This window comes from Bacillus sp. FSL K6-3458 (assembly GCF_038005045.1).
Taxonomy (GTDB): domain Bacteria; phylum Bacillota; class Bacilli; order Bacillales; family Bacillaceae; genus Bacillus; species Bacillus altitudinis.
The window spans coordinates 1,326,332-1,347,446 of record NZ_JBBOSI010000001.1; the positions used below are offsets into that span (position 1 = coordinate 1,326,332).

Below are 21,115 nucleotides of genomic sequence, written 5' to 3' on the forward strand. Positions count from 1 at the left end.
AAAATCTATTATATGACGCCAGATAGGAGAAGTCAACCTATTTAAAGAGGAGAATGTCAAACGTGGTCGCATTCATCCGGGAAGAAAGCAAAACAAAAAAGCAGACATATTGTCTGCTTTTCACGCATCATGACGCATCAGTAGAGGCTGATAACGCATTTTGGAGAACCTCTGTAAATTGAACTAAGTACGTTTCATCCACTTCATTGAAACGATCTTTCACTGGACTGTCAATATCGAGTACCCCAATGATTTGTCCATTTACTTTAAGTGGGATCACAATTTCAGATTGCGATGCTGCATCACATGCAATATGACCAGGGAATGCATGGACATCAGCGATACGCTGTACATCACCTGTCGCAAAAGCTGTACCGCAAACCCCTTTTCCAGAAGGAATGCGTACACATGCGGGCAGTCCGTTGAATGGACCAAGCACAAGCTCTCCGCCTTTTGCTAAATAAAATCCTGCCCAATTGACTTCAGGAAGCGAGTGATAAAGCAGCGCCGCAGCATTGGCTAGGTTGGCAATGAGATCAGGTTCACCATCCGTAATCGCTTCTACTTGCTTGATGAGTAATTGATAGTCTTTCGATGGATCACCAGACTGTTTTTCGACATGAAACATGAAAATCTCCTACTTTCTATCTCAAAAATACATAACTTGCGCTTCGCATGTGGGATTTGTCGAGCAATGATTAAAGGAACTTCTGCCTTCACCTTGAAGTATGTACACATGAAGAGGGGTGAGCGGATGAAAACATCAACAACCGTGCAAACAAAAGACCGTATTATTGAAGCTGCCATCAGACTTTTTAACCAAAAAGGATTTTCTGGAACCTCTGTCCGTGAGATTGCAAAGGAAGCAAACGTCAACGTTGCCCATATATCTTATTACTTTCAAGGAAAAGGAGGGCTGCTCGAGCAGCTCGTATCCGATTTTTATGAAGGCTATATTCAGATGATTGAATCGCACATCCAGCACATGGAAACCCGTCATGCAAAAGAATGTTTACTTCATGTGGTTTTTGATATTTTATCTTATCAGCATGAAAATCGTCAATTAACCCGTTTCGTTTATCGAGAGGTGACCATTGATTCAACGCTGATCAGGGAAATCATGTCCACCTATTTAACAAAGGAAAAATACTTGTTTCAGCTCATCATTGAAAAAGGAAAAAGCACCCATGTGATTTGTAAGCAGCTGTCACTCTCATCATTTATGATCCAGCTAAAATCACTTCTGATGATGCCATATTTACAGCCGCAATATTTAACAGAGGTGCTTTATATCAACCCAAACGAGCCTTACTTTTATCAAACGTACTATAAGGAACTGAGCCGGTCGCTTCATCACCTGTTAGAACCAAACGAACCCGCACTTGATCCTCACCTGAAACTCATGATGTCTTCAAATTGATCATACGCAAACCCGAGATCTTCCGCTTGATGGGCATCAGACCCGAATATGAGCGGAATTTTTTTCTGTTTTGCAAGATCAATCATCCATGGATCTAAATAGATACTTCTGGCATATGTTTTACGAAGACCTGATGTATTAAAATCTAAGGACATGCCTTTTTTTGCCGTTTCTTCAAGACAAAGGGTGACCCTTTGACATAGTTCTGGCGACATTTCGTATGGGAAAAGTTGTTTGAATTTCTGGACAAGGGTGATATGACCGATTCTCTTTGGCTTATATGGACCTAAAGATGATAGAATAGAAGAATGAATTTGGTCATAGTAGCTTTGATAGACGTGTTCGGTGCTGCCATAGATGCTGATCAGCTGCTTGAAGGCGTGCTCATCAAAATCAAGACAAATATAATCATTGCCAGCAGGAAGAAAGTGAACAGATAAAATGCTATCGTCTAGTTCAGGACCGTAGCAGTCTAAAAAGGCACTTGTTTCCTCTTCATACTCTTTGATATAGTCGACCTCAAGCCCAGTTTTTACTATTAACTGTCCTTTGTATTCCTGTTTCAGCTGATCCAGCTTCGTCAAATAGGCTTCCAGGTCTCGAAGCTTCATGGCGCTATCCTGCTCAGGCGTTGGATCTCGAAACGAAGGAGGCAGCGGGGCATGCTCGGTAAAGGTGATGGAATCAAATCCCTTTTTCATTGCTTTTTCAATATAAGAATGAAAAGGATCAAGCGTACCGTGCGGGCAAAATGGCGTATGTAAATGTGCATCTTGTTTCAACATGTCGTCACCTCTTGTCGATATTTTGAAAAACGTCATGTTTATCAGCGAAAATAATGAAAAATCATGACCAAAAATGCTGGTTACATGGTATCATAATAACAATGAAAACGACAGCTTCCGCATACATAAAAACAGGTCACATCAACACATGTGATCAAATGATAGAAAGCCTGAATGACTTTCTTGAAAAAACATACATAAAACCGTGAATGGATCGTATTGGGAAAAATACAATCCTGCTTATAAAAAACAAATGCAAAGCGGACACGAAAGGGTTCTCAGGTCTACTCGGGACACTACCCTGACATCACTTAGATCACAACAAGGGGGCTCATTATGGAGTTTATCATCGGTTTAATTGTCATTTTGCTTGCTTTGTTTTCAGTCGGTTATTTCCTCAGAAAAAATATATATAAAGAGATTGACCGATTGGAAGCATGGAAAATTGAAATTTTAAACAGATCAATTGTAGAAGAAATTTCAAAAATCAAACATTTAAAAATGACCGGAGAAACAGAGCAGTTTTTTGAAAGATGGCGTGCAGAGTGGGACGATATCGTCACAGCCCATCTTCCAAAGGTAGAGGAGCTATTATATGATGCAGAGGAGTATTCTGATAAATATCGATTCTCCAAAGCGAAGCAAGTTCTTGCACATATAGGAGATCTGCTCACCGCTGCTGATTCAAACATCGAAGACATTTTAAAAGAGATTGCAGACCTTGTCACAAGTGAAGAGCAAAACCGAAAAGACATCGAGAAGGTCAAAGAGCAATATCAAACGGTACGAAAAAATCTACTTGCTTACAGCCATTTATACGGCACCCTTTATGACAAAATGGAGCAGGACTTGGACGAGGCCTGGGAAGGGATTAAGCAGTACGAGGAAGAGACAGAAAACGGAAACTACATGACAGCAAGGAAAATTTTGCTTGAGCAAGACCGCAGACTCGATCAGCTACAATTATATATCAATGATGTACCGAAGCTCATCGCAGACTGCAAACAAACGGTGCCAGGTCAGCTAACGAAGCTGAAAGACGGTTATAAAGAAATGACAGACAAAGGCTACAAGCTAGAGCACATCCAGATCACAAAAGAGCTGGAGAACTTGAATAAACAGCTGACCCGGGCGGAGAAACTGCTGATTGATGAACTCAACTTAGATGAAGCATCAAGCATTCTGCAAATGATTGATGATGCGATTCAGACGCTGTATGATCAGTTAGAAGCAGAAGTAGAAGCAGGTCAGGAAATCAAGAGCAAAATGCCTGAGCTGACCGAAGCATTTGAAAAACTTGAACAAGACCACACGCAGACTAAGGCAGAAACGGCTCTTGTGAAAGAAAGCTACAAGCTGACAGCGGGAGAGCTGGATCAGCAGAAAGCCTTCGAAAAACGATTAGAAGAAATTGAAAAGCTCATGAAGCAAATACGAGAGAAGCTTGATCGTGACCATGTCGCATACACATTATTAATGGATGAAATCAATCAGCTTGAGACCTTTATTGAGGATGCAAAAACGCTTCATGAAGCGTTTAAAGATCACCTTCAATCGTTACGAAAAGAAGAATTACAGGCAAGAGAAACATTGGCTGAACTTAAAACCATGCTGACAGATACAGTGCGCCAGCTGCACAAAAGCAACATTCCAGGTGTACCTGCTGACATCAAAGACCGTGCTGAAAAAGCGCAGGAGATGATTCAGCAAGTGCAGGAGCAGCTAGAAAATTTGCCGCTGAATATGCCAGCAGTGAACCAGCAATTAAAAGAAGCCTCTGAAACAGTCAGACATGTCGTTGATGAAACACATGACATGCTTCGTAAAGTGGATCAAATTGAACGGATTATACAATACGGCAACCGGTTTAGAAGTCAAAACCACATTCTTTCAGAGCAATTAAAAGAGGCAGAACGAAGATTTTATGCCTATGATTATAACGATTCATTTGATGTGGCAGCAGCAGCTGTCGAAAAAGCATCACCTGGAGCCGTTCAGAAGCTTTTAACTCAGCAAGAAAAAGAATATCAGCATCAATAAAAAAGCTGAAGTCCATTTTAGGACTTCAGCTTTTTCCATGTTATGAAGCTTGCTTTTGGCGTTCTTCTGAAGCAGAAGAAGTGAATAGAGAGATAACAAATCCAATTACGATTCCGAGTATGGCAGGTACAATCCAGCCAATGCCAAGGTCATATAGCGGCAAGATCGTTTGAAAGAGATCTTTCACAGGACCAATCGGCAGTTTCGCCGCTGCTAAGCCGTCAAACAGACTGACGCAGCCAGTTAAAATCAAAGTAAGGACATACACAGGTCTTCTATGACCAAGCCATTTGTCAGCAAGTGATAAGACGATAATCACAATCGCTAACGGGTAAATCGCAGTTAACACAGGTACTGAAAAAGCGATAATATGAGCAAGTCCAAAATTTGAAATGATAAAACTGAATAATGTGACGAGTGTAACGACCATTTTATAAGAAAGTTTAGGTAATAAATTTGAGAAATACTCTCCGCACGATGTCACGAGACCGATACTTGTGGTTAAACAGGCAACCGTAATCGCCGCGCCTAACACAATATTACCTAAACTGCCAAAAAGAAATTGCGAAGACTGAGCCAAGATCTTACTGCCATCTCCAACAAAACCAATGGCGTGTGTACTTGAAGCACCTAAATAAGCAAGTGATAGATAAACAAATGTTAATCCGCAAGCTGCAATGAGGCCTGCTTTGATACAAGCAGATGTGAGTGCTTTTTTACTTGTTACACCACGTCCTTTAATGGCGTTGATGACAACAACTCCAAACACAATAGATGCAAGAGCGTCCATGGTTTTATAGCCTTCTAAAAACCCTTTGAAAAATGATCCATTGCTATAGGACACATCAGGTGTGCCAATGACGCCCATCGGTGTCAAAATGGCTTTGACGATAATAATTAAAATGATCGTAAATTTAATCGGTGTTAACACTTTCCCTACACGATCCACAATTTTCGTTGGATTTAGTGCAAGATAATACGTAATACCAAAAAAGGCCAGTGTAAATAAAAGAAGTGAGAGCCAAGCTGGTACACCAGCTAAAAAGGGTAGTGCGCCAATTTCATATGAAACCGTTCCTGTACGAGGAATAGCGAAAAGTGGCCCGATAGATAAATATAAAATGACGGTAAACGCTGTTCCAAAAGCTGGGTGAGCTTTATCAGCTAATCCTTTCGCATCTCGACCTGTCAAAGCGATTGCAATAATCCCTAGAAGAGGTAAACCGACACCTGTTAATAAAAATCCGCCCATTGCTTTCCACACATTTTGCCCAGCATATTGCCCAAGCTCTGGTGGATAAATCATATTACCGGCGCCGAAGAATAGAGCAAACAGCATAAAACCTATGATAACCGTATCTTTCGTCGACAAAGTTGCCTTCATTGCATTTAAAGCCTCCATTATTATGTTGAAATATTCTGTTAATTAGTTGCTAGGTAACCGTTCATCATTAACAATCACTAATTATAAAGGATGTATGCCTGATGTCAACATGTGTTTTCGTACAAAAGTCATGATTTTTTCTATTTTAGTATATGGAGGACAATAAAAAAACATCCCCTTCATCTTTGGAAGGAGATGTTTGAAGCTTGATTATGAAGCGAGCTGTTTAGGCGGGCTCATGAAGATGGAGATGAGAAGACCGACTATGGCTCCAATAACGGCAGGAATGGCCCAGCCGATTCCAAGACTGTATAACGGGACAGTAGCTTTTAACAAATTAGGTAACCCGCCAAGCGGAATTTTGGCAGCCACAAGTCCATCGATGACGGCAAAGATACCAGTGAAAATGAGGGAAACAATATAAATAATCCGCCTCCCATTAATCCATCGGTCAAGAAATGATAATAGAATGATCACAATAGCTAATGGATAAATAGCCACAAGAACTGGGACAGACAATGAAATGATTTGTGCCAGACCAAGGTTCGCTACAAATGTACTAAACAAAGAAACGATTAAGACAACCGTTCGATAGGAAAGCCTTGGGAATAGCGTAGAGAAATATTCTCCGCAGGAAGAAACAAGACCAATACTTGTTGTTAAACAAGCAAATAAAATAGCTGCTCCTAGCACAATATTCCCAGCAGAGCCAAATAAAAAGTTAGCGGCAAGGGAAAGTAGTTTCCCGCCATCATTTGCTCCGACCATACCCGTTGCATTAGGGCTTGATGCGCCTACATAAGCAAGAGATATATACACAAGTGCTAGTCCAACAGCTGCCACAAGTCCAGCTTTAATACAGGCTGCAGCAAGTGACTTACGCTCTGTAATGCCGCGTTCTTTGACAGCCGTGACCACAACAATCCCGAAAACGATCGAAGCAAGAGCGTCCATCGTTTTATAGCCTTCTAAGAAGCCAGTAAACAGAGGGCTTGTTTCATAGGAAGGATGAGGACTGCCAATTCCGCCCATCGGTGTTGCAATCGCTTTTATCACAATTAAAGCAATGACAGCGAGTAAAATTGGTGTTAAAATTTTACCGATTCGATCAACAAGTTTCGATGGATTTAACGCAAGGGCATAGGTAATCCCGAAAAAGGCAATCGAAAACAAGAATAATGGAATCCATGAATCAGACTGAGCTTCTGAAAGGAACGGCGCCAGTCCGATTTCATAGGAAACGGTTCCTGTACGAGGTATTGCAAAGAATGGCCCGATGGATAAATATAAAATGACGGTGAAAATCGTACCAAATGTGGGATGTGCTTTATCTGCAAGTCCTTTGGCACCTGTTCCTGTCAAGGCAACAGCTATGACACCTAAGAGCGGCAACCCAACGCCTGTTAGTAAAAAACCACCAATTGCAAGCCAAACATTTTCACCTGCGTATTGTCCGAGTACAGGCGGAAAGATCATATTGCCCGCGCCGAAAAAGAGTGCAAACAACATCAAGCCGATGGCTAATGTGTCTGACTGACTTAACTTATTGTTCATAAGAGGACCCCCTTATAGTTCTATTTTTCCGCCATGTTTAAATATTCTGTCAATTAAGAATGAAATATGACTATGGCACTATGCATGATATAGTGAATTGATTTGGTTGTCAATATACCGCTTTATTTTGAAAAAATAGGAATGAAATTCATGTCCTTTAAATGCAAGAAGAGAAGGAGTTCCGATATGATTTATCTTGATAATAGTGCCACAACAAAGCCTTATCCAGAGGTTTTACAAGTACATCAGCAAGTGAGTGAGCGTTTTTTTGGGAATCCGTCTTCGCTGCATCAACTTGGAATTGATGCGAGCCGTCTATTAAGTGAAACGCGAAAACAAATCCTTCACTATACAGGCTTTACACAATATGAGATTATTTTTACTTCAGGTGCAACAGAAGCAAATAACATTGCCATCAAAGGGGCTGCTCTTGCCAAGATGAACCGAGGCAGACATATTGTCACAACAGCGATTGAGCATCCATCTGTCATCGAATCGTTTGAACAGCTGAAAACATTATTTGGCTTTGATATTTCCTATATTCAAGTAAATGAGCATGGCCGTGCAGATATGACGCATTTAAAAGAAGTGCTTCGCCCTGATACAGTGCTTGTCAGTCTCATGCATGTAAACAATGAAACAGGCGCGATTCAGCCGATAGAGGAAGCGGCCAGCATCATTCGGAAGTATGCCAAAGAGGCGATTTTTCATGTTGACGGCGTACAAGGAATTGGCAAGGTTCCGCTGCCTAAAGAGATGGATATTGATCTTTTAACGATGTCAGGCCACAAGATTCACGGCCTGAAGGGAACAGGTGCCCTCTTTTTAAAGAAAGAGATCGTACTTGCACCTTTTATCACAGGAGGAGAGCAAGAACTTGGCCTTCGCTCAGGGACTGAGAACCCTGCTGGAGCTGTCAGCTTAGCAAAAGCCATAAAGCAATCATTTGAACATTTAAACAAGCATCATGATGAGATGATCGCTTTAAAAACGGAGCTAGAGCAGCAGCTTGGAAAGATAGAAGGCGTCGTCATAAACACACCGCTGACGCATAGCGCACCGCACATTGTGAATTTTTCAGTGCCAGGTATTCAAATCGAAGTCCTTCTGCATATGCTTGAAAAAGAAGGCATTTACGTTTCGACAACGTCTGCTTGTTCTGCTAAGAAAAAGGAACCAAGCCGTGTCCTGCTGGCGATGGGGAAATCAGAAGAAGCAGCCAAAAGCAGCATGAGAATCAGTTTGACATATGGACAAGGACCAGAGCTAGCGCCGCAAATCATCACATCGATCGCACAAAGTGTGAAAAAATTAAAGGGAATGAGATAACAACATGAAGTATGACCATATTTTAGTCCGTTTTGGTGAGATTTCAACAAAAGGGAAAAATAGAAAGAAATTTATCGAAAAACTAAGACAGCATATCCGGTTTGTATTAAAAGACTTTGAAGCATTAAAGTATGCATCTGATAGAGACCGCATTACGATCATGCTAAACGGAGAAGACCCTGAACCGATTTCAGAACAGCTTAAAGGTGTATTTGGCATTCAAAGCTTTAGCCTGGCTGTAAAATGTGAGACAAATCTTGATGCCATCAAAGAAGCGGCACTCTCAGCGGTTCAGGAAGTGTATGAACAAGGAAATACATTTAAGGTCTCAACGAAACGCTCTTATAAACAATTTGAGCTTGATTCAAATGAAATGAACCGAGAAATTGGTGGACATGTTTTAAGGAATACAGACAACTTAACCGTTAATGTGAAACAGCCAGATGTTCACTTGCGAATTGAAATAAGAGAACATGCGACGTACATTACATTTAAAGATGTAAAAGGTGCAGGCGGACTGCCAGTTGGTTCAAGCGGAAGAGCGATGTTGATGCTCTCTGGCGGCTTTGACAGCCCAGTGGCCGGCTATCAGGCAATGAAACGAGGCATTCAAATTGAAGCGGTTCATTTCTTTAGCCCACCTTATACAAGTGAACGTGCCAAGCAAAAGGTCATTGATCTAGCGGAATGCTTAGCTGCCTATGGAGGCGAAGTCAAGCTTCACATCGTTCCTTTTACGAAAATTCAAGAGCTCATTCACAAACAAGTACCAGAAAACTATACGATGACTTCAACGAGAAGAATGATGCTCAAAATTGCAGATAAAATAAGAGCCAAGCGTGATGCGCTTGCCATTATTACAGGGGAAAGCCTTGGGCAAGTGGCAAGTCAGACACTTGAAAGCATGTATGCCATTAATCATGTCACAAACACACCGATCATTCGCCCGCTGATTGCCGTGGATAAGAATGACATTATCGAAGAAGCGAGACGAATTGGCACATATGAGACGAGCATTCAGCCATTTGAGGATTGCTGCACGATCTTTACGCCGCCATCTCCAAAAACAAAACCAAAGCTTGAAAAAGTAGAACGCTACGAAAGCTTTGCTGAATTCGAGCCAATGCTTGATGAGGCAGTGGAGCAGATCGAAACAATCGTTGTCACAAATGAAAAGAAAGCAGCTGACAAATTCGCTGATTTATTCTAAATAAAAAATTTCATAATAATTACCATAAAATCAATCGCATGAAGTCATGTGTTTCTACACATTCTATATTCACAAGGAGGTGAGAACACATGGCTCAACAAAACAGACAAAGCAGTTCTAATCAATTAGTCGTTCCAGGCGCTGCACAAGCGATCGACCAAATGAAGTACGAAATCGCTTCAGAATTTGGCGTAAACCTTGGACCAGAAACAACAGCTCGCGCTAACGGATCAGTTGGTGGAGAAATCACTAAGCGTCTTGTATCTTACGCTCAACAACATATGGGTGGCGGATCTTTCTAAGACACACAATTAAAAAGCTATGGCTTATGAGCGGGTTCATTCCCGCTCTTTTTTTTGTGCATAAATTGTTAGAATATTTTTAAAAAAGGAGACGAAATGAAAAAATTATGGCATAATACTAGGAGTAGGTCCTAATTCAAGCATTTTTCAGTTATGAGTGTTAGAATAGGTAAATTGAAACATGATTCGTTTCATAGAAAGAGGCTAAAAGGAGCTGTACCATGAAAAGAGAAGACTTAATTGCACCAGAACAATATAACTTAGTCAGTGAGATTGAAGCGTTCAGTCATGACCAGGAGAAAATCGCCCTGCACTGGCAGGACGGAAATGGCCATGAAGCGCATGTGACATATGCAGCATTAGTGGAAGAGGCGAATAAAATTGGTCATGTTCTATTAAATGCAGGCTTTAAAAAAGGCGATAAAATCATTGTGATGGTGCCGCGTATGCTAGAGGCATACAGCATTTATTTAGCCATTTTAAAAACAGGAATGGTTGTGATTCCTTGTTCAGAAATGCTTCGCGCTAAAGATATAGATTACCGAATTGAACATGCAGAAGCAAAAGGAGCGATTGTTTACGCATCATTCATTCAATCGTTTGAAGGAACCAACCAGCCAAAAGATTTCAAAACATTCTCGATTGGTGAGAATGATCATGGCTGGACAAACATTGTTGCGCAAAAGGAAGAGCAGTCAAGCGAGTTGAAATTGGCAGACACAACAAGTACGGACATGGCGTTTCTCTCTTATACATCAGGCACAACAGGTAACCCAAAAGGGGTTGTTCATACACATGGCTGGGCGTATGCACATTTACGTACTGCGGCCAAAGCATGGCTCTCCATTAATGAGGGGGATAAAGTATGGGCAACAGCAGGACCAGGCTGGCAAAAATGGGTGTGGAGTCCTCTCTTATCTGTTTTAGGAAGCGGAGCAGAAGGTTTTGTTTATGGAGGGAAATTTAATCCGAATACGTACTTAGAGCTGCTTCAAAAAAATGAAATCAATGTTCTATGCTGTACACCAACAGAATATCGATTTATGGCAAAAGTGGATGACCTCAGTCAGTACGAGCTACCCAAATTGCATAGTGCTGTTTCTGCGGGAGAGCCGCTCAACCGTGAAGTCATCGATACGTTCAAAAAACATTTCGATATCGAAGTGCGAGATGGTTACGGGCAAACAGAAAGCACGCTGCTAGTCGGGGTGCTGAAAGGAATGGACATCAAGCCAGGCAGCATGGGCAAACCAACACCAGGCAATGAAGTAGAGATCATTGATGAGAATGGCCAGATCTGTGCTCCAGGAGAAATAGGTGACATTGCCGTTCATCTTGAAACGCCGGCTTTATTCAAGGAATACTACAAAGATGCAGAGCGTACAAAGGCGCAGCGCCGCGGGGATTACTTTATTACCGGTGACCGTGCGAAAAAAGATGAAGACGGGTATTTTTGGTTTGAAAGCCGCAGGGATGACATCATTGTCAGCTCAGGTTATACAATTGGTCCATTTGAAGTCGAAGATGCACTGATTAAACACCCAGCAGTGAAAGAATGTGCGGTTGTGGCAAGTCCAGATGAAATCAGAGGATCAATCGTGAAAGCATACGTCGTCCTGCGTGATGCATCTGCACAAAGCGATGAGCTGATTAAAGAACTGCAAACACACGTGAAAAATACAACAGCACCGTACAAATATCCAAGAGAAATCGAATTCATTGACGAGCTACCAAAAACTCCGTCAGCGAAAATTCGACGTGTTGAGCTGAGAGAAAGAGAGCTTGCACGAAAATCATCATGACAATAGAAACAATAAGCGTCTGGATGGAAAATCATCCAGCGCTTTTTTATTGGACAAATCAAATATGTAAAATTCGTTCATGATGTTTTATGTTAAAATGTGTAAGGATGACTTGAAAAGGAGAATGTTCTGAAAATGTCGATTGCGATAATTCATGGGATTGTGCTTGCCTTTGGTCTTATTTTACCTTTGGGCGCACAAAATGTATTTGTATTTCAGCAAGGAGCCCTTCAGCCTCGATTATATCGCGTACTGCCTGTGGTCATTACAGCTGCTCTCTGCGACACACTTTTAATTACTTTAGCTGTCATTGGGGTTTCGGTTGTTGTACTCACCATTCCTATCTTGCAAATGGGTCTTTTTATCATTGGATTTTTCTTTTTACTTTATATGGGATGGTCAGTTTGGAACACGAGCTCCGCAACAGGTAATCAAGAAAAGATGGACTTGATGCCTGTGAGAAAACAAATCATATTTGCCTGTTCCGTTTCACTTTTAAATCCTCACGCGATTCTCGATACAATAGGAGTGATAGGAACGAACTCTCTTCAATATCATGGGGCGGAAAAGGTGGCATTTACCACAGCCTGTATCATTGTCTCGTGGTTATGGTTTATGGGTCTTGCCCTTCTCGGGAAAATGTTAGGAAAGCTAGATACAAACGGCAAGTGGATGAACCGGATCAATAAAGCCTCTGCGGTCATGATCTGGCTAGTTGCATTATATATCGCCTATCAGCTTATTGGATAAAGGATACATAGAGCAAAAGAGACGTGATGTTGAACATGTCATTTGAAGAAGCGTTGGATGGAAAGCATCCGGCGCTTTTTTGTTGTCTACTGTCTCGGGGCAAGCATCAGTTACACCCCGTTCATTTATCTCAGACATACTGACGATTCAATTACCTGAAGGAAATGATATCAAGTAGGAGATATGCTACATTATTTATAGTGGTTTTTTTTGGTAAATAAGCCTCTTATGCCATTTTCCATAAAAAGGTATAATTTTTATGGGATTTATTAAAGGAGGCTACATAATGAAAGTAAGGAAGATGCTTGTTGTTTTATTATTCATTTCACTTCTATGCGGACAATATCCTGTGGGGAAAGCTGTTAGCATAGAAGAGGATATGCCTTTTGAAAAGATACAAAACAATAAAGTGGCTGAAAAGCTCATAAAAAAAACAAAAAAGAGCTTTCAATTTTTACAGGCAAAAGAAATAGCCTACAAAAAAGGGTATCAATTAAATGGAGAAAGTGTAGCAGTTCATTTGAATGATGCTAAAGCGAATGTTGTTTATTTTTATCTAACAAAGAAGAAAGCAGATAATCAGCTAGTAAGCACAGCATCATTTATTTCAATTTCACTAAGTCAGATAAAGTCCCATTATATTCAACTTGCGGAATACGATGAGCAAGGTAATTTACACTCATATTTCATTCAAAATGGAAAGTTGAAGAATGAGTTTCATATCAATCCAAATGGGGAGTTTTTAAAAGGATCTTTTACCTATGGTGAAAACGGTGCGAAAAAAGATATGATGGAATTAAATAGAAAAATTATGAATGCTGAAGATTCGGAAATTCAAACGAGCTTTAATTGGAACAAATTTTGGAGTTGTTTAAAAAAGAAAAGTGGCCCGAATGAATCTCTTCCGCTTCGTTCAATGGTTCTTGGGGCTTGTTATTATGTTTGTTTAACAGGACCTGTTGGTTGTATAGCATGTACAGTCATTAATGCAGGAATATCGGCTGGGATAGCAGGTTATTGTGTGAAAAAAGTTTGGTGAATTGGAGGTTTTCAAATGGCTCATAAAGAACAGCGTAAAGGGGCAGTGCTTGCTGTCTTTGATACATTGACGTTTGGTGTACCAGTCTTGTTGTGGAATTTATATAAGAATACGAATAAAACATTGAAGCTGATGATCCCGATTATTCCAATAGTAGGTTTCATCACGTATCTTTTAGCATCTCTTTACTAATGTGTTCAAAAATCATTTGCATGAGCGATACGCTCATGCTTTTTTCATTCGATCATTTTTTGAAGATGGTTTGATTTAATAGACGGAGAGCTTGTACGATATCATCCATTTGATTTTGGTCAGAGGAAGAAAGGCTGTCCATGAGCATGGATTCAATTTGTTGAAATGCTTTGTCCATACACGCACGGCCTTTTTTAGACAGCATAATGACATGTTTTCGCTTGTCATCTTTATCTTCTTGTCTATCAATGAATTGTTTTTCGTGAAGCTTTTTCAATTCTCTGCTGACATTCGGAAGAGACATGTGCTGACAATCGGCGATTTCACTAGGTGTTAGCGGCTCACTGACGGCTAACTGCTCCAGAATCAAATATTGTAGAGTGGTTAGATCAGATGGTTTGACCTTGCTCATCATGGCGTGTTTCAGCTCAGAAAAAGTAGAAGCAAATGTGACAAACTCTTTGAAAAAATGGGGGTTTTTCATCATTTTCACCTCCTACGTACCATACCAAATTTATTATCAAAAAACAATTATCATTTGACAACTAAAAAAGAGGGGTGTATGCTTTTTGTTATCAAATGATAACTAAAGGAGATAAGCCATGAATGTACTCATTATTTATACTCACCCCCATCACAATAGTTTAAATGGTGCTTTTTTTAAAGAAATCCTAAAGGGCAGTGAAGAAAATCCAAACGTTCAAGAAGTGAGAATCATAGATTTATACCAAGACAAATTTGATCCTGTACTTATTTTTAATGAAGAGAAAAAAAGACGTGATATGCATAAGGACCCTGAGATTCAAGAATATCAAGAGAAAATCAAATGGGCAGACAACATCGTGTTTGTTTATCCGATTTGGTGGGGGCGGCCGCCAGCCATGCTGCTTGGTTTTATTGATCGCATGTTTGCAGCGAATTTTGCTTACCGTCAAACAGGCGGGCTGCTTCCAGAAGGCTTGTTAAAAGGAAAGAGGGCTGTATGTGTATCGACAATGCAAGGACCGACCCACTACCCTTTCTTCTTTTTGCAAAATGCCCACAAGGTGTTAATGAAACGAGCTCTTTTACAATATGTCGGGATTAAACCGGTGAAGTTCTTTGAATTTGGCATGATGGAAAGTCCGAAAGGGAAGCATGACGTGAAATTAAAACGGATATACAACTATTTTCGGAATATCAGCTCATAAAACCACATTCCTTGAGTCACTTTTCTTCTAATTTGAACCTGTTATGTCTTAAAATGACAGAGAGAGTGAGTGACTCATTCTCTTTATTTGAAAAGGGGGATATGGATGAAGAAAACATTGTTTAAAGATGCGGCTCTTATCACACTTGATCCATCTTTAGGTTTTCTGGAGAAGGGAGATCTATTAATTGAAGGGGCACATATTTTAGAAGTCGGACCTTCGATTGAAGTAAGCGGTGCTGATGTTGTTGATGCGTCTGACATGGTCATCATGCCAGGGCTTGTGGATACCCATCGTCATGTGTGGCAGTCTGTCATACGGGGAATCGGAACAGATTGGTCTTTGCAAACGTATTTGAGCAAAATTTATTATGGCAATTATGGGGCGATGAGACGTCCATCAGATGATCGAATTGCTAATTATTTAGGCGCATTAGAGGCATTAGATGCAGGAGTAACCACATTTTTCGACTGGACGATGATCAATTCTATGGATCATACAGAAGAACTCATTGGAGGTTTAAAAGATGCGGGTATTCGAGCGGTCTTTGGTTTTGGTACCTCTGGAGATGCAGCGTATTGGGACAGAGAGAGTACGCTCACGAATATGGAAGACGCAGCCCGCGTGAAACAAAAACATTTTCAATCATCGGATCAGCTGTTGACGATGGGACTTGCCATTCGTGGACCTGAATTTTCTTCATGGGAGACGACCGTCTTTGAAATTGAAACAGCGAGATCACTAGATGCATTATGCAGTATGCACATTGGCTTTGGAAATTGGGGAGCAGCGGATCGATCGATTGAGCGGCTTCATCAAGCAGGGCTGCTCGGGCCTGATTTGAATATGGTGCATATCAATGCAATTGATGCAGATCAAATGAAGATGTTAGCTGACAGCGGAAGCTCCATCTCTATTACACCTGAGATTGAAATGATGATGGGACACGGATATCCTGTCACAGGGCTCGCCATTGAAAATGGTGTTCTGCCAACGCTTGGTGTTGATGTGGTGACAGCGACAGGCGGAGATTTATTTACCCAAATGAAATTCGGACTACAGGCGGAACGAGCGATTCAAAATCAATCTTTATTGATGGAAGGGACGATGCCAGGGCCTGAACTTGGATTGTCTGCACAGCAAATGCTTGAAGCAGCCACTATAAACGGGGCTCGTGCCTTGAAGCTTGATGACAAAATCGGCTCACTCACACCTGGAAAAGAAGCTGATTTTATCTTGATCGATCGGACAAGCATGAATCTTCTTCCGATGACAGATCCAGCTGGGGCAGTTGTGCAAACGGCACACCCTTCAAATGTTGATTCTGTCTATGTGGCTGGAAAAGCAGTGAAACAAAGTGGGAAGCTAGTTGGAGTGAACGTAGAAGAGATCAAACAAAAAGCTTATGCGGCAAGAGATCATATTTTATCGCATCAGTTTGAATCAACAAAATGACGTGCAATATCCCCATAGGCCACTGCCTATGGGGAATACTTTACAACGATTCTTTAATGACTTTTTTATAATATTGGACAGATAGGAATCCGAAGACGGAGTATAAAACGGTATAAATCGCCATGACAATCAGCATAGGTGTCCACAGTTCGCTGCCAAATAAAAACCAGCCAGATTGTACAGCAAAGTAGCTGTGCAAGAGCCCGACGAGAAGCGGAATGCCAAAGTTGAAAAGCTGTTTGAGCCGAATGCCTTTTAAGAGGTCTGTCTCAGTAAAACCAAGCTTACGCAGAATCGTGTATGAGCTTTGTTCCTCTTCGCTCTCATTCATCTGTTTGAAGTATAAAATACAACCTGATGTCACAAGGAAGCTGAGGCCTAAAAATCCAACTACAAACATCATCAGTCCGATGGTTTGTTTTTGCTGCTGAGTGGTAGCAAATCTAGACATGCTTTCATCACTCAATTTCGCAGACATAAAGACGTCATTGGCTTGTTCAACTTTTCCCTCATCTTTGATATTGATCGCAATATATTGGTTATTCTCAAGCTGCAGTTTAGGGTCTTTGTTTTGATCGAGCTGCTCAAAGACGTTTTGACTGACGACAGCAACAGGTAGGCCGCCAGAAGTAAACTGGTAAGAGATTAAATGATCCTTTTTCATATCAATTACTTTTAAATCAATTGGTTTTTTTATTAAAAGTTTCACATCACCAGAGCTTTTAATCGGCATGAATTTTTTCAATAAATCATTGTAGCCGCTTAGCATGACTTCGTTGTTCTCCACATGAATATTTGGTACGTTTTTCTCGCTGATTACAGGTAGTGTCAGAACTCCTGGAGCTTTATTCACACTGCTTAACTTTGTATCGATGATCTGATTTGCATCAAAATCGGCTTGAATGACCTCGAACTGCTTTTTCTCATAGGCAATATGCTGATTAGAAAGTGCACGAGTGAATGTGCCAGCATCTTTCTCTGATCCCATGACAAAATGTGCTGGAATTTGCTGTTCAGCTGTTTTTTCTGCTGAGTAGTAGGAAATATAGCTGAGTGATAACAAACCGATGGCAAGTGCAGATACGGTAGTAATAATCGTTAACAGCAATGCATTTGATTTTAAACGGAACATGATCGACGATAAAGACAAGACTTCATGAATGGCAAGGTAGCCATTTTTTCTTTTTCGTACGATATTGGCAATAAATGAAACAGAGCCTTTATAGAACAGGAAAGTACCAATAATGACAGAAGCTAAAATATAGATCATGGCTAAAGATAACGAAAACATCGATGTGTATGAGCCACTAAAAAGCTGAGAAGAAATGTAATAGCCTGAGCTGATAAAGGCAATGCCTAGAACCCCGATGATGATTTCAAAGACAGAGATTTTTTTAATACGCTGCTCTGTAGAAGAGGTTGTTCTAAACAAAGCTAAGATCGTTTGCTTCTGAATAAAACGTCTATTTCTTAGCATGATGACAACATAAATCAAGAGAAACACGATGATTGTTTGCAAAAGAGCCGTGCCAGAAAAATGAAGATTGGCAATTGCATGAACACCTGTCACTTTAAATAGAACCATCAGCATCAGCTTTGAACCGATAAATCCGGCCAATATTCCAATAGCCATCGAAATCATATAGAGGATAAAATTTTCTGCATGGAGCAGCTTGGCAATTTTTTGTTTCGTCATTCCAATGAGCTGCAAGAGACCGATTTCTTTTCCTCTACGTTTGATGAAAATGCTATTTGCATATAAAAGGAAGATGCCGACGATGGCGATCAGCAGAATAGAAGCGGCTTTAATGGATGCGCCGCCTTTAATAGACCCTTTCACATCATCAAGTGCTGGTGAGTACTGCAAGGTGACAAAAGAAAAGTAGAGCGCCACACTAAATACAAGTGCAAACACGTATAAATAGTAATTTTTTAAGTTTTTCTTCAGATTGCGGAAGACGAGCTGATTAATGTTCATGCTTCACACCGCCTAAAACACCTTGCGTTTTCATAATATCCTCGAAAAACATCTTTCTCTCTAGTGCGCCTTTATTCAATTGTGTATAGATCTGTCCATCTTTGATAAAAATCACTCGTCTTGAATAACTGGCTGCAACAGGGTCATGCGTCACCATGACAATGGTTGCTTTGCGCTTGTGATTGAATTCTTGCAGCTTGTTCAGTAAGTCAGACGCAGATTTGGAATCAAGTGCTCCGGTTGGTTCATCAGCAAAAATAAGGCTTGGTTCATGAATAAAGGCACGTACCGCAGATGTCCGTTGCTTTTGTCCACCAGATAGTTCATTTGGATATTTGTCTCTTAGTTCATAAATCCCCATATCTTCTGCAAGCTGTTGAAAGCGTTCAAAAGCTTCTTTTTTAGGCGTTTTGGAGATGGATAATGGCAAGAGGATGTTCTCTTTAACCGTGAGTGTATCAAGTAAGTTATAATCCTGAAAAACAAAGCCAAGCTGTTTCTTTCTAAATTCAGCGAGCTGCTGATCTTTCATTTGCGTCATTTCTGCATCTGCGATCCGAATCGATCCGCTGGACACATGATCAATCGATGACAATACGTTCAAAAGGGTCGTTTTCCCCGAGCCTGATGGCCCCATGATGCTGACAAATTCTCCAGCTTCTATCGTCAAATCAATGCCTTTCAGCACCTCTTGTTTATTGAATTTATTTCCATAGCTTTTATATAATTTACGAGCTTCTAAAATGTTCATCTGTCGAACCCCTTTTTTATTTAATTGATATCTCTAGTATAAAAAGAAGCCGATCAGACTTCCTGCGATTTGGCGAACAAAACAGACGTGCATGTGACATTGTTGTCACATGCTTGTTTTATATGTCAAAGCCTTATGTAGAATTCAGATGGATATTCAATTATTTTATCTGTTTTTCGCTATGATGTATCAAATTTCTTGTTTTTTTCTGATGAACCTTTACAGAGTATGTGATTTCATGTAAGATATGCATATCAAATATATGCATAGTAAATCTATGTATTAGAGGTGACGATGGATGAAAGTGAGTAAAGAGCTTCTAAAGGGGAGTACTGCTACCCTTATTTTAAGCTTGTTAAGTGAAAAACCAATGTATGGATATGAAATGATTAAGCAATTGGAGTCGAAATCCGAAGGAATTTTTAGCTTTAAAGAGGGGACGATATATCCTATTTTGCACACTTTGGAGGGGAAAGGATTCATTGTGTCTTACTGGGGCGAAGGGAATGGCAATCGAAAAAGAAAGTATTACAAGATTAATGAACAGGGCAAAGCGTTTATGAAAGAAAAGAAGGAAGAATGGAATGTCTTCAAAGATGCAGTAGATGGCGTTTTGAATGGGGAGAAAGTCGTATGGGACTAGAGAAAAAATTTGAACAATATATCAAAAATGTGTGTAAACGAATCAAAAATAAAGACGTACATGCAAGTATAAAGCTTGAGCTTCGTGATCATTTATACACACTGAAAGAGGAAGCGGTCAGTGCGGGCATGTCAGAAGAAGAGGCGATAGATCAAGCGCTCAATCAAATTGGAGATGCAGCCATACTCGGAATGCAGCTCCATGAAACACACAAAACTCAAGTGGACTTTAAAACGATACTTCTTGTATTAGCTACTTGTTCATTTGGGCTGTTTGTGATGTATTATTTTCAGTTTCATTCTCATTTACTTCATTTTCAAGACACGAATATCTTTTATAAAAGTCTCATTTACTATGTATTTGGTCTTGCGTTGATGCTTGGGCTGTTTGCTTTTGATTATCGGCGCTTTTTACCCTATTCATGGCATTTATACATAGGAACGATTGGAATGCTGATTCTTACAATGATGATTGGGACAAGAGTGAACGGTATTCTTTTTTTAAGCTTAAATAATGGATCGATCAATCTGACTGAAATTTTTCCATTTCTGATGATTATTTCGTTAGCGGGCATTTACCAATCTTGGAACTGGAAGAATGGTTTCAAGTCTTGGTTAGGATTAGCGATTGTCACTTTACCTATTATTTTATTACATATAGTCGGATCTCTTTCTGCAACCATCACCTTTATGGTCATATGCATAACGATGATGTATGTATCTCATGCAAGAATGAGACAGCTTATTCCGTTTACAGCAGCAGGTATTGTCTATCTCATTGTTCAATTATTTTCTCTTTATCAAGCTGGTATGTCCCACTTTTACCAATACTCACTTCATGAATTTAGCTCAAATGGTTTTCAGATAAACCCGTACGCATTGTATGATGTTCACACTGATTGGATGTTGACGTATATCATTTATTCATTCGGATGGTTTGCAGGATTGGCCGTTTTTATTTTGTTTGTGACTTTGATTTATAGAGTAGTTCATACAGCGAAACGAGTTCAATCTGCTTATGGCAAGATGTTAATGATTGGTTTGGCAACCACATTTGCAGCAAAATTTATCTTAAGTATTTTCACAAACTTTGGATTATTGCCTATATCAGGAGTTTCCATGCCTTTTATGAGCTATGGGGGATCTCATATTCTTCTAGAAATGATGTCAGTCGGGCTGCTAATGAGTATTTATAGAAGGAAACAGCTAGGAGAAATGTGTCGTGAAGTAGCGTGATATGGCTGTATAAAATAACCCAATCTCTTCAATGCATCGTTGGATGAAGAGATTGG

20 protein-coding genes are annotated in these 21,115 nt (G+C 40.3%); 13 read left to right on the forward strand and 7 right to left on the reverse strand.

The genetic code is table 11. The annotated features are described in order from the left end of the window. Positions 1–127 precede the first annotated feature (127 nt). Positions 128–628: a GAF domain-containing protein gene (locus MHH23_RS06960; RefSeq protein WP_041092574.1), complete on the reverse strand. Its 501-nt coding sequence runs from the start codon at positions 626–628 to the stop codon at positions 128–130. 126 nt (positions 629–754) lie between these two features. Here MHH23_RS06960 and refZ point away from each other — a divergent pair, with 126 nt between their 5' ends. Then, a complete protein-coding gene (gene refZ / locus MHH23_RS06965) occupies positions 755–1,420 on the forward strand; it encodes a forespore capture DNA-binding protein RefZ (protein ID WP_008343081.1) in 666 nt (221 codons plus the stop codon). Here the strand turns inward: refZ and hisJ are convergent. After that, positions 1,390–2,205: a histidinol-phosphatase HisJ gene (gene hisJ, locus MHH23_RS06970; protein ID WP_340959143.1), complete on the reverse strand. Its 816-nt coding sequence runs from the start codon at positions 2,203–2,205 to the stop codon at positions 1,390–1,392. The genes refZ and hisJ overlap by 31 nt on opposite strands. 336 nt (positions 2,206–2,541) lie before the next feature. Between hisJ and ezrA the strand changes: the two genes are divergently transcribed. Further along, a complete protein-coding gene (ezrA, locus tag MHH23_RS06975; protein WP_259253256.1) occupies positions 2,542–4,245 on the forward strand; it encodes a septation ring formation regulator EzrA in 1,704 nt (567 codons plus the stop codon). Between the two features lie 40 nt (positions 4,246–4,285). Here ezrA and brnQ (MHH23_RS06980) read toward each other — a convergent pair whose 3' ends face one another. Together brnQ (MHH23_RS06980) and brnQ (MHH23_RS06985) are read right to left on the reverse strand one after the other, a co-directional pair. Continuing rightward, positions 4,286–5,629: a branched-chain amino acid transport system II carrier protein gene (gene brnQ, locus MHH23_RS06980; RefSeq protein WP_024718689.1), complete on the reverse strand. Its 1,344-nt coding sequence runs from the start codon at positions 5,627–5,629 to the stop codon at positions 4,286–4,288. Positions 5,630–5,839: 210 nt separating this feature from the next. Continuing rightward, positions 5,840–7,183 carry a branched-chain amino acid transport system II carrier protein gene (gene brnQ, locus MHH23_RS06985; RefSeq protein WP_096881740.1) on the reverse strand — a complete coding sequence of 448 codons (1,344 nt, stop codon included), beginning with the start codon at positions 7,181–7,183 and terminating at the stop codon, positions 5,840–5,842. 186 nt (positions 7,184–7,369) lie between these two features. On the opposite strand from brnQ (MHH23_RS06985), the gene MHH23_RS06990 reads away from it, so the two are divergent. From MHH23_RS06990 to MHH23_RS07020, 7 genes are all read left to right on the forward strand, one after another. Then, positions 7,370–8,512 (forward strand): cysteine desulfurase family protein, encoded by a 1,143-nt coding sequence (locus MHH23_RS06990; protein ID WP_268417956.1) that lies wholly within the window; start codon positions 7,370–7,372, stop codon positions 8,510–8,512. 4 nt (positions 8,513–8,516) lie between these two features. Continuing rightward, positions 8,517–9,722: a tRNA uracil 4-sulfurtransferase ThiI gene (thiI, locus tag MHH23_RS06995; RefSeq protein WP_007501769.1), complete on the forward strand. Its 1,206-nt coding sequence runs from the start codon at positions 8,517–8,519 to the stop codon at positions 9,720–9,722. Positions 9,723–9,811: 89 nt separating this feature from the next. Further along, the gene (locus MHH23_RS07000; RefSeq protein WP_003216385.1) at positions 9,812–10,024 is read left to right on the forward strand and encodes an alpha/beta-type small acid-soluble spore protein; all 213 of its coding nucleotides are present in this window, start codon (positions 9,812–9,814) and stop codon (positions 10,022–10,024) included. A 221-nt stretch (positions 10,025–10,245) separates the two neighbouring features. Next, positions 10,246–11,826 carry an acyl-CoA synthetase MbcS gene (gene mbcS, locus MHH23_RS07005; RefSeq protein WP_072367434.1) on the forward strand — a complete coding sequence of 527 codons (1,581 nt, stop codon included), beginning with the start codon at positions 10,246–10,248 and terminating at the stop codon, positions 11,824–11,826. Between the two features lie 135 nt (positions 11,827–11,961). Continuing rightward, complete coding sequence (locus MHH23_RS07010; RefSeq protein ID WP_268431024.1) at positions 11,962–12,576, forward strand: LysE/ArgO family amino acid transporter; 615 nt, start codon at positions 11,962–11,964, stop codon at positions 12,574–12,576. Between the two features lie 286 nt (positions 12,577–12,862). Continuing rightward, positions 12,863–13,615, forward strand: coding sequence for a hypothetical protein (locus MHH23_RS07015; protein WP_024718683.1), 753 nt, complete (start codon positions 12,863–12,865; stop codon positions 13,613–13,615). A 15-nt stretch (positions 13,616–13,630) separates the two neighbouring features. Beyond that, the gene (locus MHH23_RS07020; RefSeq protein ID WP_008356320.1) at positions 13,631–13,807 is read left to right on the forward strand and encodes a hypothetical protein; all 177 of its coding nucleotides are present in this window, start codon (positions 13,631–13,633) and stop codon (positions 13,805–13,807) included. A 52-nt stretch (positions 13,808–13,859) separates the two neighbouring features. Here the strand turns inward: MHH23_RS07020 and MHH23_RS07025 are convergent, their stop codons facing one another. Then, positions 13,860–14,291: a MarR family winged helix-turn-helix transcriptional regulator gene (locus tag MHH23_RS07025; RefSeq protein WP_144667388.1), complete on the reverse strand. Its 432-nt coding sequence runs from the start codon at positions 14,289–14,291 to the stop codon at positions 13,860–13,862. Between the two features lie 118 nt (positions 14,292–14,409). Here MHH23_RS07025 and MHH23_RS07030 point away from each other — a divergent pair, with 118 nt between their 5' ends. Together MHH23_RS07030 and MHH23_RS07035 are read left to right on the forward strand one after the other, a co-directional pair. After that, positions 14,410–14,997 (forward strand): NAD(P)H-dependent oxidoreductase, encoded by a 588-nt coding sequence (locus tag MHH23_RS07030; protein WP_017358293.1) that lies wholly within the window; start codon positions 14,410–14,412, stop codon positions 14,995–14,997. Between the two features lie 105 nt (positions 14,998–15,102). Beyond that, the gene (locus MHH23_RS07035) at positions 15,103–16,452 is read left to right on the forward strand and encodes an amidohydrolase family protein (protein ID WP_268431034.1); all 1,350 of its coding nucleotides are present in this window, start codon (positions 15,103–15,105) and stop codon (positions 16,450–16,452) included. A gap of 40 nt (positions 16,453–16,492) precedes the next feature. Here MHH23_RS07035 and MHH23_RS07040 read toward each other — a convergent pair whose 3' ends face one another. Together MHH23_RS07040 and MHH23_RS07045 are read right to left on the reverse strand one after the other, a co-directional pair. Beyond that, positions 16,493–18,430: an ABC transporter permease gene (locus MHH23_RS07040; RefSeq protein ID WP_268431037.1), complete on the reverse strand. Its 1,938-nt coding sequence runs from the start codon at positions 18,428–18,430 to the stop codon at positions 16,493–16,495. Next, positions 18,420–19,181 carry an ABC transporter ATP-binding protein gene (locus MHH23_RS07045; protein ID WP_007501759.1) on the reverse strand — a complete coding sequence of 254 codons (762 nt, stop codon included), beginning with the start codon at positions 19,179–19,181 and terminating at the stop codon, positions 18,420–18,422. Before MHH23_RS07045 ends, MHH23_RS07040 begins: the two co-directional genes overlap by 11 nt. A 298-nt stretch (positions 19,182–19,479) precedes the next feature. Between MHH23_RS07045 and MHH23_RS07050 the strand changes: the two genes are divergently transcribed. Together MHH23_RS07050 and MHH23_RS07055 are read left to right on the forward strand one after the other, a co-directional pair. Further along, the gene (locus tag MHH23_RS07050; RefSeq protein WP_045034159.1) at positions 19,480–19,824 is read left to right on the forward strand and encodes a PadR family transcriptional regulator; all 345 of its coding nucleotides are present in this window, start codon (positions 19,480–19,482) and stop codon (positions 19,822–19,824) included. Further along, positions 19,815–21,059: an FtsW/RodA/SpoVE family cell cycle protein gene (locus MHH23_RS07055; RefSeq protein ID WP_268431039.1), complete on the forward strand. Its 1,245-nt coding sequence runs from the start codon at positions 19,815–19,817 to the stop codon at positions 21,057–21,059. The genes MHH23_RS07050 and MHH23_RS07055 overlap by 10 nt, the downstream gene beginning before the upstream one ends. Positions 21,060–21,115 lie beyond the last annotated feature (56 nt).